Below are 14,383 nucleotides of genomic sequence, written 5' to 3'. Positions count from 1 at the left end.
GGGCCCAAGAAAGCTCCTGGGCCCACGCGGTTTCCGGTTGATCAGTGCGGTTGCGCCGCAGCGGAGTGCGCGGCGTTCGCGGCGGGCATCGCCAGAGCCCCCGCGGCAACGGTGAGCACGCCACCGACCCAGGAGACCCACGAGGCCGCCATCATGTCGGTGTAGCTCATCACCCACGGCGAGATGAACAGCAGTGCTCCGAGCACCATCTGCACGTACTCCCCGTAGATCATCGCGGGCATGGCGAGGTCGACGAGTCCGTCGATCGCGATGAGCGCGCCGAGCACGATCATCGTCCACATGGCCGCGTTCGAGGTGTCCACGACGAGCGGAGAGAGCAGCACCAGCACGCCGATAGCCACCTCGGCCCAGTCCTGCCACCTGGTCCACGCCTTGGTCATCTCCACACACCTCCTCCTTCTCGGACACCTTCGATGCTCCTCCTTGGTTGGCCGCCCGGTCAACTCTTCCGAGTGGAATCCCTCACAAGCGCGATTCTGAATCGGTTACTCCTGAGTAACCTCCGGCAACCTGCGACTATCCCTCACTTGGGAAGGAATGCCGCCGTGCAGAAGATCCTTGACGCGATCCTGGCCGACGAGCTGGACGCGATCGGTTCCTTGGACGTTCCGGAGAGCTATCGGGGCGTGACCGTGCACGCGGACGAGGCCGACATGTTCTCGGGCCTCGAGACGCGGGACAAGGACCCGCGCAAGTCGCTGCACGTCGACGAGGTCGCCACGCCCGAGCTCGGCCCGGGCGAGGCTCTGGTCGCCGTCATGGCGTCCGCGATCAACTACAACACCGTGTGGACCTCGATCTTCGAGCCGGTGTCCACGTTCGGGTTCCTGAAGAAGCTGGGCGGCCGCCACGACCTGCCGTACCACGTCGTGGGCTCCGACCTGGCCGGCGTCGTCGTGCGCGTCGGTCCCGGCGTCACCGCGTGGAAGCCGGGCGACCGCGTCGTGGCGCACTGCCTGGACGTGCCGCTGGAGGCGCCGGACGGCCACAACGACACGATGCTCGACCCGCAGCAGCGGATCTGGGGCTTCGAGACGAACTTCGGCGGCCTCGCGGACCTCGCGCTGGTGAAGTCGAACCAGCTGATGCCGATGCCGAAGCACCTCACGTGGGAGGAGGCCGCCTCCCCCGGCCTGGTCAACTCCACCGCGTACCGGCAGCTGGTGTCGGTGAACGGCGGCAACATGAAGCAGGGCGACACGGTCCTGATCTGGGGCGCGTCCGGTGGTCTCGGTTCGTACGCCACGCAGTTCGCGCTGAACGGTGGCGCCACTCCTGTGTGCGTCGTGTCCTCGCCGGAGAAGGCGGAGATCGTTCGTTCCATGGGCGCCGAACTGATCATCGACCGTTCCGCGGAGGGCTACAAGTTCTGGAAGAACGAGCAGGAGCAGGATCCGCGCGAGTGGAAGCGGTTCGGCGCGAAGATCCGCGAGCTGACCGGCGGCGAGGACCCGGACATCGTGTTCGAGCACCCCGGCCGTGAGACGTTCGGCGCGTCGGTGTTCGTGACGCGCAAGGGCGGCAAGATCGTGACGTGCGCGTCGACCTCCGGGTACATGCACCAGTACGACAACCGCTACCTGTGGATGAACCTGAAGTCGATCATCTCCTCGCACTTCGCGAACTACCGCGAGGCGTGGGAGGCGAACCGCTTGATCGCAAAGGGAAAGATCCACCCGACAGTGTCCAAGGTGTACTCAATGGACGAAACGGGCCAGGCGGCTTTCGACGTGCACCGGAATGCCCACCAGGGCAAGGTCGGCGTGCTGTGCCTTGCGCCGGAAGAGGGTCTGGGTGTTCTCGATCACGAGATGCGCGCGAAGCACCTCACAGCTATCAATCGATTCCGGGGTGTGTGACCTTCTGGGGTTACCCGAACGGGTAGCGTGAGGGGCATGGGCCTCGCCGACGACCGTGACCTCGTCCCACTGGGATCCGGCTTCGACATCGTCAAGCGCGGGTACGACCGCGCTCAGGTCGAGGATCATCTCGAACGCCTCGACTCGGACCTGCGGCTGCTCGCCGCGGACCGCGATGCCGCCGTGTCCCAGACGTCCGACCTCGCGCGCCAGCTGGAAGCCGCCCGGCACGAGATGTCCGAGCTGCGCAACCAGGTGGAGCGCCTGTCGCTGCCGCCGACGACGCTGGAGGGGCTCTCCGAGCGCCTCCAGCGCATGCTGCGGCTGGCCCAGGACGAGGCCAACGAGATCAAGGCCCGTGCCGAAGCGGAGGGCGGGCACATCCGCGCCAAGGCGGAAGCCGACGCGGGTGTGCTGCGCCAGCGCTACGAGAAGCTCATCGCCGAGCTCGACGAGCGCCGCGCCCAGATGGAGGCGGAGCACAAGGGCGTCCTGGAAACGGCCCGCGCCGAGGCCGAGAAGATCGTCTCCGAGGCGGAGTCCGCCGCCCGCAAGATCGCCGACGAGTCCGAGAAGCGCCGCGTGACCGTCGAAGAGGACTTCGAGATCGCGATGGCGGCCCGTCGCTCCGAGGCCATGGCGACCCTGGCCACGCAGGAGGCCACGTCCAAGGCCGAGGCGGACCGCCGCGTCCGCGAGGCCGCCGAGGAAGCCGCACGCGTCCGTGCCGCGATCGCTGCCGAGCAGTCCTCGTCGAAGGCGGAAGCCGAACGCCGCGTGCGCGAGGCCACCGAAGAGGCCAACCGCCGCCGCCACGACTCGATCACCGAGGCCACCGCGCGCATCCAGGAGGCGACCGACGAGTCGAACCGCCGCGTGCGCGAGGCGACCGAGGAAGCCAACCGCAGGACCACCGCCGCCACCCAGCGCGTCGACCAGCTCCGCAACCTGCGCAACCGCCTGTCGCACCAGCTGCACAACGTGCGGACGGCGTTGCAGGAGGTCGTGCCGCTGCTCGACCCGGTGGAGGAGGAGAAGGAGCCCGCCGCGGGCGCTCCGGCTCCGGCTGAGGGTGCCGGGCCGGTGCCGGCTCAGGTTCCGGCAGGTCAGGCCGCTCCGGCTGCTCCGGCTGCTCCGGCAGCCCAGGCTCCTGCTGCTCCGGCTTCGGCTGCACCGGCCAAGGCTCCCGCGCAGGCCGCTCCGGCTGCCGCACAGCCCGCGCCTGCGCAGGCCACCCCTGCACCGGGCAAGCAGGCCGAGACACCTCAGGTCGACGGCCCAACGGCCAAGATCACGCGTCCGCAGCCCGCGAAGAAAGCCTGACCGCGCAACGCTCACGCAGGGGTCCCCTCCCAGGGGCCCCTGTTTTCGTTCTCCCCGATGGCAGTGACTCCGGGCGTCGTCCTGATTGCGCATGACGCACCAATACGATTCGCGTGGACACACCACTCATCTTGGGGGAACAGGATGTTCGTGAAATCGCTGGGCACAGAAGGCGCCGAGCTCAGGCCGCTGGAACCCTGGCAGGCAGAAGAGTTCTTCGCGCACATGGAGCGCGGCCGGGAGTTCATCGGGCAGCACATCGGGTTCGCGGACGCCGCGAAGGACCTGGAGAGCGCGCGCCGCCTCCTCCAGGGCTACGCGGACAAGGCGGCCGCCGACACCGGGCGGATCTTCGGGATCTGGCTCGACGACAAGCTGGTCGGCGGCGTGCTGCTGCGGGTGATGGACGTTCCGCAGGGCATGGCCGAGGTCGGGTGCTGGCTGGAACCCGCGGCCACCGGCAGGGGGCTGATCACGCGAGCGGCCAGGATCCTCATCGACTGGGTGATTCGCGCGCGCGGGATGCATCGGGTTGAGTGGCGGGTGTCGTCGAAGAACGCGCCCAGCATCGCGGTCGCCCGGAGGCTTGGCATGACCAAGGACGGGGTACTTCGCTCGAATCACCCGTACCGCGGCGTCCGGCAGGACCTCGAGGTGTGGTCGGTGCTGGCGCCGGAGTGGGAGAGCTGATGGACGATCTGGTGCTGCTGCACGCCTTTCCGCTCGACGCGCGGATGTGGGACGTGCCGGGCGCGCTCACGCCGTCGCTGCGCGGCCAGGGCGAGCCGGACCTCGGCGCGCTCGCGTCCCAGGTCCTCGCCGTGCTCGACGGGCGGAACCTGGACCGCGTCGTGCTCGGCGGCTGCTCGATGGGCGGCTACGTCGCGATGGCGTTGGTCAGGCGAGCGCCGGAACGCGTCAAGGGCCTGGTCTTCGTCGACACCAAGCACACCGCGGACGCCCCGGAAGCGGCGGCGAACCGGCACGCGATGGCCGACCGGGTCGAACGCGAGGGCGTCGGCGAGTGGCTCGTCGAGGCGATGCTGCCGAACCTGCTCGGCCCGGACGCGTCGGACACGGCGCGAGCGTTGGTGCGCACCATGATTCTCGACCAGCGTGCCGAGGACGTGGCGTGGTGGCAGCGCGCCATGGCGAAGCGGCCCGACTCCGCGGACGTGCTGGAGGCGATGGACGTGCCCTCGCTGGTGCTCGTCGGCGAGCACGACAAGCTCACGCCACCCGACGTGGCCGCGAAGCTCGCGGTGACGCTGCGGCACGCGACGAGCGAGCGCGTCGAGAACGCCGGGCACCTGCCGCCCGTCGAGCAGCCGGAGGACTTCCGGCTGCGGCTGGAGCGGTGGCGCAAACAGGTTGGGCTCTAGCTCACCAGCGGCGCGCGGTCGGCCCTCGCCGGCCGCGCGAGTCCCAACAGCCCTGGTGCCAGTGGCGGCGTTCCTCGACCGAACCCGTCTCCTCGGCAGGCCACGCGACGACGTGCGGCGTGCCGGGACGGATCTCGTGGTCGCAACCGGGACAGCGGTAGGTCTTCTGCGCCTGCGCACCCGAGATGGCGCGGACCAGCCAGTCGCCGTCCGGTCCCGACTCCGCACGTGCCCAGCCGGCACCGCCACCGAGTGGGCGCGGGTCTTCTGGCTTGGGGCTGTTACGACGAGGCACGGCCACACGGTAACCGCTCGTAGAATCGGGGCGTGCCGACCTACGAGTTCCGTTGCCGAACCTGTGACGACACCTTCGAGCTGAAGCGCCCGATGAGTGAGTCGTCCGCACCGGCGAGCTGTCCCGACGGCCACGCCGACACGGTGAAGTTGTTGTCCGTGGCCGGGATCAGCGGGACGCAGCAGCAACCCGCTCAGGGTGGCGGCGGCTGCTGTGGCGGAGGCTGCTGCGGATCCTGAGCAGGTACAGCACGCTGCCGACGAGCAGTGCGGCGGCGAGGGGGACGTGCAGGGCCGTGAGGTGGAAGACACCGGCGTACACCTGAGCGGTGATCAGCGCCAGGAAGCCCGCCGCGAACCAGACGGGCCGGACTGACCCGCCTCCCGGCCGCCAGGCGAGAACCGCGGCGACGAGGTGGGCGACCGTGACGACCCACAGCGTGTACGAGCCGGCGCTGTGCAGGACGTGGCCGTGCGGAAGCGTCATCATCAGCCCCGCGGTGATCGACTGGACGAAGATCGCCGCGGTCTGCAGCGCGACGGTGATGTGCAGGAATCTCATGACAGTCCGACGACGCAGCGGCCGGAAATGTGAGGCGGGGGGACATGACTGACGCCGGTGTGCACGTGATCGTGAACGAACGGCGGCAGCTGCTGAACCTCGCCTACCGCCTGCTGGGGTCCCTGGCCGATGCCGAGGACGTGCTGCAGGAGACCTTCGCCCGCTGGTACGGCCTGTCACCGGAGCAGCGGGACGCCATCGCTTCTCCCGGTGCCTGGCTGACGAGGGTGGCCGGCCGCATCTGCCTGGACGTCCTGGGTTCGGCGCGGGTCAGGCGGGAGCGCTACGTCGGTGAGTGGGTCCCGGAGCCGATCCCGGACCCCGCGGAAGGGAGCGACCCGGCCGACCGGGTCACCCTGGACGAGTCGGTCACGATGGCGTTCCTGGTGGTGCTGGAGCAGATGACCCCGGCGGAACGTGTGAGCTTCGTGCTGCACGACGTCTTCCGGTACCCGTTCGGGGAGGTGGCGGAGATCGTGGGCCGCAGCCCTGCGGCGTGCCGGCAGCTCGCCACGTCTGCACGACGGCGCGTCCAGGCGTCGCGGCGCTCGCAGCCTCCCACAGCGGGGCAGGCGGACGTCGTGAAGGACTTCAGGCGGGCCTGGGAAGCCCAGGACATCAAGGCCCTGATCGCCTTGCTGGACCCGTCCGCCGTCATGGTCGCCGACGGTGGCGGCCAGGCGAGCACCGTGCTGAGGCCGGTGGAAGGCGGCGAGCAGATCGCGCGCTACCTCATCGGCATCGCGAAGGTGGCGCCGGACCTGACGATCCTCGGCAGGACGGTCAACGGCGCGCCGGGCCTGGTCGCGACGGTCGGCGGCGTCCCGGTGACGGTGGCGGCGTTCGAGGTGACCGAGGACCGGATCACCAGGATCTGGGCGGTGCGGAACCCCGAGAAGCTGAGGGCCTGGCTCTAGTTGGCGTTCTCCCGCTCGATCATCACCTCGGCGACCTTGCGCCCCTGGTCGCACACGGTGCCGAACTTGCCGGTCGAGTCGATGATGATGATGCCGAGCCCGCCGCCCTCGTAGGGCAGGGCGAGCACGCACGACGGCTCGACCTCCTGCTCGTCCGAGCGGTCGAGGTACGTGACCTTGTGGCCCTTCACGTCCCAGTCACCGGTGGTGCGTTCGATCGTGATGGCCTTGCCCGCGCGGTAGCGGAGGGAGACGCCGACCTCGACGCCGTCGATCTTCGTCGTCCAGCGGCAGGACTCGTCGAACGACGAGTCGTAGGTGTACTGCGTGGGCGGCGTGTCGGCCTTGGCGCCGGGGTAGGGCAGGTCGGTCCACTTGAGCTTCGCGCAGACCGGCGTGACCTGGCCGTCGATCGGTGACGGTTCCGGCTCCTCGGAGGTGCTGGGATCCGTCGAGCTCCCCTGGTCGAACGGGGACGTCACGTCGAGCGGCGCCTGCGCGACCGGACTGCCCTCGACGGTCGCCCTGGCACAGCCGGACGCGAGCACGAGGACAGCCAACAGGAGCACCAGTCGACGCATGACACCACCATGCCAGACGAGACATGGTGCTCCTGTGAGCGGCTCACGAGTAGTCGCGGAATCCCTTGCCGGTCTTGCGGCCGAGGCGGCCCGCGGTGACCAGGTGCTCGAGCAGCGGCGCCGGCGCGAAACCGGGCTCGCGGAACTCGTTGTAGAGCGTCCGCTGGATCGCCAGCGACACGTCCAGACCCACGACGTCCAGCAGCGCGAACGGCCCCATCGGCAGGCCGCAGCCGACCTTCATGGCGTTGTCGATGTCGTCGGCCTCGGCGTAGTGGGCCTCCAGCATCTTCACCGCGTCGTTGAGGTACGGGAAGAGCAGCGCGTTCACGATGAAGCCCGCCACGTCCCCGCAGTGCACCGGGTGCTTGCCGAGGTCGAGGCAGATCTTGCGGGCCGTGGCGACCACGTCGGCACCCGTGGAGATGGTCTCGACGACCTCGACCAGCTTCATGACCTGCGCCGGGTTGAAGAAGTGCAGGCCGACGACGTCCTGCGGACGGCTCGTCGCCGCGGCGACCTCGATGACCGGCAGCGAGGACGTGGTCGTCGCGAGCACCGCGCCGGGCTTGCACACCTCGTCGAGCGCCGCGAAGACCTCCTTCTTGATGCCGATCTCCTCGGCCACGGCCTCCACGACCAGGTCGCAGTCCGCGAGCTCGACGAACTCCACAGCAGGCGTGATCCGCTGCAGAACGGCGTCCCGGTCGGCCTCCGCGAGCTTGCCCTTCGACACCGCGCGGTCCAGCGACTTGCGCACCGCACCGATAGCGGCCTCGGCCTTCTCGAGACTCCGAGCCCGCAGCACGACGTCGTACCCGCGCTTCGCGAACACCTCGGCGATACCGGTCGCCATGGTGCCCGTGCCGATGACACCGACCCGCTGAACCTCACGGGTCTGCGCACCACCGTCCACTTCGGACGGCGTCTGCGCGTCCTTGACGACAACAGGCGAGTCCGGCCCGTCGTAGGTGTAGAAACCGCGCCCGCTCTTCCGCCCGAGCAGCCCCGCCGTGATCATCTGCTTGAGCAGCGGCGCCGGCGAGTGCAGGCGGTTGCGCGACTGGTGGTACATCGTGTCGAGGATTTCGTACGCGGTGTCGAGCCCGATGAGGTCCAACAGCGCCAACGGCCCCATGGGATACCCACAGCCGTAGCGCATGGCCGCGTCGAGATCCTCGCGCGTCGCGTACTTGGACTCGAGCATCTTGACCGCGTGGTTGAGGTACGGGAACAACAACGCGTTGGCGATGAAGCCGGCCCTGTCCCCGATGACGACCGGCGACTTGCCCAGCCGCTCGGCGAACGCGACCACGTCGGTGATGACGTCCGGCTCCGTGACGACCGTGCGCACGACCTCGACGAGCTTCAACACCTGAGTGGGGTTGAAGAAGTGCAGCCCGACGACCTTGCCGGGCCTGCGGGTGTGCACGCCGATCTCGGTGATCGACAGCGACGACGTGTTGGACGCGATGATCGCCTCAGGCGCCAGGATCCCGTCGAGCTCCTTGAGGATGCCGGCCTTGAGCTCGACGTTCTCGGGCACGGCCTCGATGACGAGGTCGCAGCCGTCGAGGGTCTTCAGGTCGAGGCTGGTGGTGACCCTGCCGTGAATCGCGGCCTTCTCGTCCTCGGTCAGCTTCTCGCGCTTGACGGCCCGCGCGGTCGAGTGCTCGAGGTGCCCGAGGCCGCGCTCGACGCCGGCCGCGTCGACTTCCACCACCTTCACCGTGAGCCCGGTGCGCGCGAGTACCTCGACGATGCCCGCGCCCATGGTTCCGAAGCCGACGACTCCGACGGTGTTGATTTCGCGCGCCACTGCAGACCTCCCTGCGGGGTAAAGCGTGGGCTACCAAGGAGTAACTTGCGGGCGACTATGCCACTCCTGACGTGCGGGGCGGCCGTGAGCTTCGCCATCGGGATCGAAACAGTTATCGGTCTAGGAAACGCCTTTGCGGTGAGTTCTGCCTGATGAACCCGTGTGGGGGAGCGGGGAGTTGCGCCATCCGGGTTGAGGACGGGGTGGTTTTCACCCGCTTTGGTGGGGTGCTGGGACTCGGCTGGCCAGACCAACGGACGCGAGACGTGCCCACACACGATCACGTCCGCGGACACAACGGGCTTGTGCCCGGATCCCGAACGCCCGAGGCCGATCACGGACACCAGCCCGCATCTGATCCCGGTGTCGTCGCAGGCCTACCGGCCTGCCGCCATCCAGTACCTCCCGAGCTTCCCCACCTCCGCCGCTTCTACGCCCAGCCTCACGCCACGCCCGCATCTCCGCACGCCACGCCCGCGTCTCCGCACGCCTCACCGCGCCCCGGCAAGCGTCCACGCCATGGCGCCGCTCGAACCGGCAATTAGTCGTCGAACCCCCTCTCCGCCAGCTCCTCGATGCGCCGCACCGCCTCCCCCGCGTCCTTGCCCGTCGCCACGACGGTGATCGACTTGCCGCCCGGCGCGCTCAGGCCCATGAGCGCCAGGACGCTGGCCGCGTTCGCCTCCTCGTCGCCGTAGCGGACGACCACGTCGGCGTCGAGTTCGGCGACGGTTCGGGCCAGCAGGGCTGCTGGGCGGGCGTGCAGGCCCACCTCGTTGGTCAGGAGCACCTCTGCCGTCACGGCGTCGGGTACCACGTGCAGGGCGGGGCGGGTGGGGGCGGCCGCCGGGGTTTCGCCTGAGGCGCCTTCGGCTGCTGCGGCCACGTCGGAGAGTGAGGCGCCGCCTTGGGCGGCTACGGAGGCGGCCACCGCGCCCTCTACGAGTGGGGCGTCCACCACGGCGTAGCGGGACGGGTCGTCTGCCGATTCGACGGCCATCTCCGCTGTCATCTTGGCGCTGCCGAGGTCGTAGAGGACCACCACGCCGTTGCCGGAGTCGGCGTCTGCCAGGGCCTCCACCACCGCGCCGTAGTCGGTGCCCAGGCCGCCCTCCTCGGTGCCGCCCACCGGGAGCACAGCCACGTCCGGGGCCATCTGGGCGGCCAGTTCGGCGACGCCGTTGGCGAGCATGTCGCTGTGGGAGACGACCACCAGGCCCACCCGGCCCGGTTCCGACGCTGCCGTCACGTCGCCGCTCCCTCGCCCCGTGCCGCGTCCGCGAAGGCGCGCAGCAGCAACTCCGTCGACCTCGCGCCCGGATCCAGGTGGCCGGCGCTGCGCTCGCCGAGGTACGACGCGCGGCCCTTGCGCGCCACCATCGGGATGGTCGACTCGGCGCCCTCGGCTGCCGCGTCCGCCGCCGCGGACAGCACTGCCGCCACCGAACCGTTCACCGACGAGGCCGCGGCCACGGCCGGGGTCAGGGCGTCCACCATCGTCTTGTCGCCCACCACGGCCTTGCCGCGCGCCACCACGCCGTCCAGGGCCGCCTGCAACGCGCGCGCCACCGCCTCGCAGTCGAGCTCGGCCGCGTCCCCCACCGCGGCCGACGCGCGCAGGAAGGCCGTGCCGTACAACGGGCCCGCCGCGCCGCCCACCGTCGAGATCAGCGTGGTGGCGACCATCTTCAGCACCTTGCCGGGAGTCGTGAGGTCCTCACCGTCCAAACGCGACAGCAGCGCGGTGAAGCCGCGCTTCATGTTCTCGCCGTGGTCCGCGTCGCCGATCGCCTGGTCCAGGCGCACCAGCTCGTCGCGGTGTTCCCGCACCACCGCGGTCGCGGCTCGCAGGGCCGCCACGACGTCCGCCGCCGTGCACCCCACCTCAGACTCCCCACCGCAGCGCGGGCGTGTGCACCGGTGCGTCCCACAGCTCGACCATCTCGTCGTCCAGCCGGAGCAACGTCAGACTCATCCCCTGCATCTCCAGGCTCGTGATGTACGGGCCGACGAGCCTGCGTTCCACCGTGATCCCCCGATCGGCCAGCAACTGCTCCGCGATGCCGTGCGCCAGGTACAGCTCGATCAACGGGGTTCCGCCCATCGAGTTCGTGAACAACAGCACCCGGTCACCAGCCTCGAAAGGCAGGTCCTCCACGATCGGGGTGAGCAGCGCCGACACCATCTCCGACGCCGTCCCCACCGGAACGCGCTGGCGGCCGGGCTCGCCGTGGATGCCGATGCCGATCTCCATCTCGTCGTCGGCGAGCTCGAACGAGGGCGAACCCACGTGCGGCACCGTGCACGACGTGAGCGCCAAACCCATCGACCGCACCGAGGCGATCACCCGCTCGGACAGTGCCACGCACGCCGCCAGATCGTCACCGCGCTCCGCCGCCGCGCCCACGATCTTCTCCAGCAGCACCGTGCCGCCCACACCGCGACGACCCGCTGTGTACAGCGAGTCCTTCACCGCCACGTCGTCGTCGATCACGACGCTGCGCACCTCGGACTCCGCCAGCTCACCGGCGGTCTCGAAGTTCAGCACGTCGCCCGTGTAGTTCTTCACGATCAGCAACGCGCCCACACCGCCGTCGCACCGGGACACCGCGTCGAGCACCTGGTCCGGCGTCGGCGACGTGAAGACCGCGCCGGGACAGGCCGCGTCGAGCATGCCGCGGCCGACGAACCCGCCGTGCAACGGTTCGTGGCCCGACCCTCCACCGGAGATGATCGCGACCTTGCCCCGCACCGGCGCGTCCGCACGCACCACCACGGCGGGGTCGTAGTGCACGGAGAGCAGATCGGGATGGGCAGCCTGCATGCCCCGCAGCGCGTCCTGCACCACGGTTTCCGGATCATTGATGATCTTCTTCATCGAAGGACCTCCCGATCGGCGGTGACCGTGTTCCTTCTTACTCCGGGGGTCTGACACTCGGAACGGGCAAACGTCCCCGCTATCGTTAGCCTGCCCTAAGAAAAGCAGGTCAACATCACTGCCAGTAGTGGAGGAACCACGTCGTGTCGAAGAGAGCAGCGCTGCTCGTCGCGGTCGCCCTGACCCTCACCGCGTGCTCCCAGAGCACGCCGGACAAGCCCACGGTCGCCCAGGGCGGCGCGGACTTCGGCAAGGCCACGCAGCTGAGCAACGGCTTCGGCACCACGGCCGAGCCGGGCGAGTTCCCCCGCACGATCAAGCACGCGATGGGCGAGACGAAGCTCGAGAAGAAACCCGAACGGGTGATCGTGCTCGACACCGGCGAGCTCGACAACGTCGTCGCGCTGGGCATCAAGCCCGTCGGTATCGCCTACACCGACGGCTCGCCCACCATGCCGTCCTACATCGGCGACAAGGGCGGCACCCCGGAGAACGTCGGCACGATCAACAACCTCAACCTCGAGGCGATCACCAAGCTGAACCCGGACCTCATCCTGGGCTCGCAGCTGCGCGCGGAAGCCCTCTACCCGAAGCTGTCCGCGATCGCGCCGACCGTCTTCAGCGTGCGCCCCGGCTACGTGTGGAAGGAGAACTTCCTCCTCAACGCCGCCGCGCTCGACCGCCAGGCCGACGCCGCGAAGATGCTCGAGGACTACACGAACAAGGCCACCGAAACCGGCACCGCGATCGAGAAGAAGCTCGGCGTGCGCCCGACCGTCACGGCACTGCGCTTCATGCCGGGCAAGATCCGCCTGTACGCCAAGAAGTCCTTCATCGGCACGATCCTGATCGACGCCAAGATCCCGCAGCCGACCCCGTCCCAGGTGGACGACCTGGCCGCCGAGGTGAGCGCGGAGCAGATCGGCAAGGCCGACGCCGACTTCATCGTCTACTCCACCTACGGCGACCCGGCCAAGACCGCGCAGGGCTCCGTCGTCGGCGGTCCGCTGTGGACCGGCCTGAACGCCGTCAAGGCGGGCAAGGCCAAGCCCGTGCTCGACGAGACCTACTTCCTCGGCCTCGGCGTGCTCGCCGCGAACGTGGTCCTCGACGACCTCAAGAAGCAGCTGGGCGCCTAGCAGCTGACGATGAACGGCGCATTTGACCACCTCACGTGGACAAATGCGCCGTTCATCGTTCAGCGTCCGAAGAGCATCCGGGCAAGGCGCAGCATCTGCTTGCCCGCCATGGAAGACCGGTCGAACGTCGCCATGTCGATCAGCGACGCGAACTTCTTCTTCGTGACGGCCTTGGCGTAGGCGAACTCGCGCAGCCCGTCCTCGCCGTGGATCCGCCCGAACCCGGAGTCGCCGACACCACCGAACGGCAGCCCCGCGATCGCCGCGTAGGTCAGCACCGAGTTGACCGACACCATGCCGACGCGGAGCTCGGAAGCCAGTTCCTCACCGCGCGACTTGGAGAAGACGGCCGCGCCCAGCCCGTACTTCGACTGGTTCGCGAGCCGCACACCCTCCAGCGCGTTCGGCACGCGGTTGATCACCACGGTCGGCCCGAAGGTCTCCTCGGTGATCGCCAGCGAGTCCTCGGGAACATCCGTCAGCACCACGGGTTCCACGTACGGCGGCCTGATCGACTCCGGCCCGCCGACCAGCGCCTTGCCACCGCGGTCGATCGCGTCCTGCACGTGCTCGCGGATGATCTCCACCTGCGCCGGCATCGTGATCGGCCCGAGGTTCGCGTTCGGCTCGCCACCCGGCTTGAGCTTGCGCGCCCTCTTCACGACGATCTCGGTGAACTCGTCGGCGACTTCCTCCGCGACGTAGATCCGCTCCACGCCCGCGCACGTCTGGCCCGCGTTCGACACGGCGCCCCAGATCGCTGCCTCGGCGGCAGCGTGCAGGTCGGCGTCCGCGTCGACGATCAGCGCGTCCTTGCCACCGCACTCGACCAGCACCGGCGTCAGCGTCGCGGCGGCCGAGGCCATGACCTTCTTACCGGTCCGCGTGGAGCCGGTGAAAGCGATCTTGTCGACACCCGCCGCGCACAGCGCCGCGCCCGTCTCACCGAAGCCCGTGACGACCTGGAACACCGGGTACTCCGGCACCGCCTCGGTGAACGTCGACGCGAGGAACGTGCCGACGCCCGGCGTGAACTCCGACGGCTTGAACACCACGGCGTTGCCGGCCGACAGCGCGTACGAGATCGACCCCATCGGCGTGTGCGCGGGGTAGTTCCACGGCCCGATGACGCCGATAACGCCCAACGGCCGGTACTCCAGCGTCGCGCTGTGGTTGAACATCAGCATGCCCGAGGACACCCGGCGCTTGCCGAGCACGCGCCCGGCGTGGCGCGCGGCCCAGTGCAGGTGGTCCATGACGAGCGCGACCTCGACGCGGGAGTCGTCGGCGGGCTTGCCGGTCTCCGAGCTGATCAGCGCGATGAACTCGTCCGAGCGCTGCGAGAGGATCTTGCGCCACGCGTCGAGCTTGGTCTTGCGGCCCTCGAAGCCCAGACCCGCCCACCACGCGGCGGCCTCGCGTGCCGACGACACGGCGTCCTCGACCTCTGCGGCCGTGTGGATCGGGTGGTGCGCGACGACCTCACCCGTGCGCGGGTCCAGTGATGCGAACCGCCGCTGCTCGCCATCGGCCGACAGCGCGCTGTCCGAAGCGGTCTGCGTCATGGGGCCCTCCAGGTACTCGCCAGTAACTACGACACTAACGCGT

Annotated in this window: 16 protein-coding genes; 7 read left to right on the top strand and 9 right to left on the bottom strand. The window is 69.4% G+C overall.

The features are described from left to right. Nucleotides 1–41: 41 nt before the first annotated feature. Nucleotides 42–401 carry an SPW repeat domain-containing protein gene (locus AOM45_RS12850; protein ID WP_030473679.1) on the bottom strand — a complete coding sequence of 120 codons (360 nt, stop codon included), beginning with the start codon at nucleotides 399–401 and terminating at the stop codon, nucleotides 42–44. A 165-nt stretch (nucleotides 402–566) separates the two neighbouring features. Between AOM45_RS12850 and ccrA the strand changes: the two genes are divergently transcribed. From ccrA to AOM45_RS12830, 4 genes are all read left to right on the top strand, one after another. Next, nucleotides 567–1,880, top strand: coding sequence for a crotonyl-CoA carboxylase/reductase (gene ccrA / locus AOM45_RS12845; protein WP_030473680.1), 1,314 nt, complete (start codon nucleotides 567–569; stop codon nucleotides 1,878–1,880). A 36-nt stretch (nucleotides 1,881–1,916) separates the two neighbouring features. Continuing rightward, entirely contained in the window at nucleotides 1,917–3,203 is a 1,287-nt protein-coding gene (locus AOM45_RS12840; protein WP_030473681.1) for a coiled-coil domain-containing protein, read from the top strand. A 144-nt stretch (nucleotides 3,204–3,347) separates the two neighbouring features. Next, the gene (locus AOM45_RS12835; protein ID WP_030473682.1) at nucleotides 3,348–3,893 is read left to right on the top strand and encodes a GNAT family N-acetyltransferase; all 546 of its coding nucleotides are present in this window, start codon (nucleotides 3,348–3,350) and stop codon (nucleotides 3,891–3,893) included. Further along, nucleotides 3,893–4,585: an alpha/beta fold hydrolase gene (locus tag AOM45_RS12830; protein WP_035913904.1), complete on the top strand. Its 693-nt coding sequence runs from the start codon at nucleotides 3,893–3,895 to the stop codon at nucleotides 4,583–4,585. The genes AOM45_RS12835 and AOM45_RS12830 overlap by 1 nt, the downstream gene beginning before the upstream one ends. 1 nt (nucleotide 4,586) lies before the next feature. On the opposite strand, the gene AOM45_RS12825 is transcribed toward AOM45_RS12830, so the two are convergent. Then, nucleotides 4,587–4,880 carry an Rv1322 family protein gene (locus AOM45_RS12825; protein WP_030473684.1) on the bottom strand — a complete coding sequence of 98 codons (294 nt, stop codon included), beginning with the start codon at nucleotides 4,878–4,880 and terminating at the stop codon, nucleotides 4,587–4,589. Nucleotides 4,881–4,912: 32 nt separating this feature from the next. Here AOM45_RS12825 and AOM45_RS49445 point away from each other — a divergent pair, with 32 nt between their 5' ends. Then, nucleotides 4,913–5,119: an FmdB family zinc ribbon protein gene (locus tag AOM45_RS49445; protein WP_081902812.1), complete on the top strand. Its 207-nt coding sequence runs from the start codon at nucleotides 4,913–4,915 to the stop codon at nucleotides 5,117–5,119. Here AOM45_RS49445 and AOM45_RS12820 read toward each other — a convergent pair. Then, entirely contained in the window at nucleotides 5,049–5,441 is a 393-nt protein-coding gene (locus tag AOM45_RS12820) for a hypothetical protein (protein ID WP_030473685.1), read from the bottom strand. The genes AOM45_RS49445 and AOM45_RS12820 overlap by 71 nt on opposite strands. 44 nt (nucleotides 5,442–5,485) lie before the next feature. Here AOM45_RS12820 and sigJ point away from each other — a divergent pair, with 44 nt between their 5' ends. Beyond that, on the top strand, nucleotides 5,486–6,358 hold the full coding sequence (sigJ, locus tag AOM45_RS12815; RefSeq protein ID WP_030473686.1) for an RNA polymerase sigma factor SigJ: 873 nt from the start codon (nucleotides 5,486–5,488) through the stop codon (nucleotides 6,356–6,358). On the opposite strand, the gene AOM45_RS12810 is transcribed toward sigJ, so the two are convergent. The 5 genes from AOM45_RS12810 to dhaK all read right to left on the bottom strand — a co-directional run bounded on the left by AOM45_RS12810 (nucleotide 6,355) and on the right by dhaK (nucleotide 11,636). After that, nucleotides 6,355–6,939 (bottom strand): hypothetical protein, encoded by a 585-nt coding sequence (locus AOM45_RS12810; RefSeq protein ID WP_030473687.1) that lies wholly within the window; start codon nucleotides 6,937–6,939, stop codon nucleotides 6,355–6,357. The genes sigJ and AOM45_RS12810 overlap by 4 nt on opposite strands. Before the next feature lie 43 nt (nucleotides 6,940–6,982). Continuing rightward, complete coding sequence (locus tag AOM45_RS12805) at nucleotides 6,983–8,758, bottom strand: 3-hydroxyacyl-CoA dehydrogenase family protein (RefSeq protein WP_030473688.1); 1,776 nt, start codon at nucleotides 8,756–8,758, stop codon at nucleotides 6,983–6,985. A gap of 541 nt (nucleotides 8,759–9,299) precedes the next feature. Then, nucleotides 9,300–9,950, bottom strand: a complete 651-nt coding sequence (gene dhaM / locus AOM45_RS12800) for a dihydroxyacetone kinase phosphoryl donor subunit DhaM (RefSeq protein ID WP_051784773.1) — start codon at nucleotides 9,948–9,950, stop codon at nucleotides 9,300–9,302. Between the two features lie 53 nt (nucleotides 9,951–10,003). Further along, nucleotides 10,004–10,642 carry a dihydroxyacetone kinase subunit DhaL gene (dhaL, locus tag AOM45_RS12795; protein ID WP_030473690.1) on the bottom strand — a complete coding sequence of 213 codons (639 nt, stop codon included), beginning with the start codon at nucleotides 10,640–10,642 and terminating at the stop codon, nucleotides 10,004–10,006. 1 nt (nucleotide 10,643) lies between these two features. Then, nucleotides 10,644–11,636, bottom strand: a complete 993-nt coding sequence (gene dhaK / locus AOM45_RS12790; protein ID WP_030473691.1) for a dihydroxyacetone kinase subunit DhaK — start codon at nucleotides 11,634–11,636, stop codon at nucleotides 10,644–10,646. Between the two features lie 143 nt (nucleotides 11,637–11,779). On the opposite strand from dhaK, the gene AOM45_RS12785 reads away from it, so the two are divergent. Then, nucleotides 11,780–12,775 (top strand): ABC transporter substrate-binding protein, encoded by a 996-nt coding sequence (locus AOM45_RS12785; protein ID WP_030473692.1) that lies wholly within the window; start codon nucleotides 11,780–11,782, stop codon nucleotides 12,773–12,775. A 59-nt stretch (nucleotides 12,776–12,834) separates the two neighbouring features. On the opposite strand, the gene AOM45_RS12780 is transcribed toward AOM45_RS12785, so the two are convergent. Then, entirely contained in the window at nucleotides 12,835–14,340 is a 1,506-nt protein-coding gene (locus AOM45_RS12780; RefSeq protein WP_030473693.1) for an aldehyde dehydrogenase family protein, read from the bottom strand. Between the last annotated feature and the right edge of the window lie 43 nt (nucleotides 14,341–14,383).

The organism is Lentzea aerocolonigenes (assembly GCF_000974445.1).
Classification (GTDB): domain Bacteria; phylum Actinomycetota; class Actinomycetes; order Mycobacteriales; family Pseudonocardiaceae; genus Lentzea; species Lentzea aerocolonigenes.
The sequence above is the reverse complement of the archived record's forward strand: the minus strand, read 5'-3'. Positions and strand labels throughout refer to the sequence as shown.

What these genes read in the sequence shown, in the direction of transcription:
- AOM45_RS12820 (WP_030473685.1), bottom strand. Translation starts at nt 5,441, where the DNA reads ATGAGATTCCTGCACATCACCGTCGCGCTGCAGACCGCGGCGATCTTC.
- sigJ (WP_030473686.1), top strand. Translation starts at nt 5,486, where the DNA reads ATGACTGACGCCGGTGTGCACGTGATCGTGAACGAACGGCGGCAGCTG.
- AOM45_RS12835 (WP_030473682.1), top strand. Translation starts at nt 3,348, where the DNA reads ATGTTCGTGAAATCGCTGGGCACAGAAGGCGCCGAGCTCAGGCCGCTG.
- AOM45_RS12810 (WP_030473687.1), bottom strand. Translation starts at nt 6,939, where the DNA reads ATGCGTCGACTGGTGCTCCTGTTGGCTGTCCTCGTGCTCGCGTCCGGC.
- AOM45_RS12840 (WP_030473681.1), top strand. Translation starts at nt 1,917, where the DNA reads ATGGGCCTCGCCGACGACCGTGACCTCGTCCCACTGGGATCCGGCTTC.
- dhaM (WP_051784773.1), bottom strand. Translation starts at nt 9,950, where the DNA reads ATGCTCGCCAACGGCGTCGCCGAACTGGCCGCCCAGATGGCCCCGGAC.
- AOM45_RS12830 (WP_035913904.1), top strand. Translation starts at nt 3,893, where the DNA reads ATGGACGATCTGGTGCTGCTGCACGCCTTTCCGCTCGACGCGCGGATG.
- AOM45_RS12780 (WP_030473693.1), bottom strand. Translation starts at nt 14,340, where the DNA reads ATGACGCAGACCGCTTCGGACAGCGCGCTGTCGGCCGATGGCGAGCAG.
- dhaK (WP_030473691.1), bottom strand. Translation starts at nt 11,636, where the DNA reads ATGAAGAAGATCATCAATGATCCGGAAACCGTGGTGCAGGACGCGCTG.
- AOM45_RS12850 (WP_030473679.1), bottom strand. Translation starts at nt 401, where the DNA reads ATGACCAAGGCGTGGACCAGGTGGCAGGACTGGGCCGAGGTGGCTATC.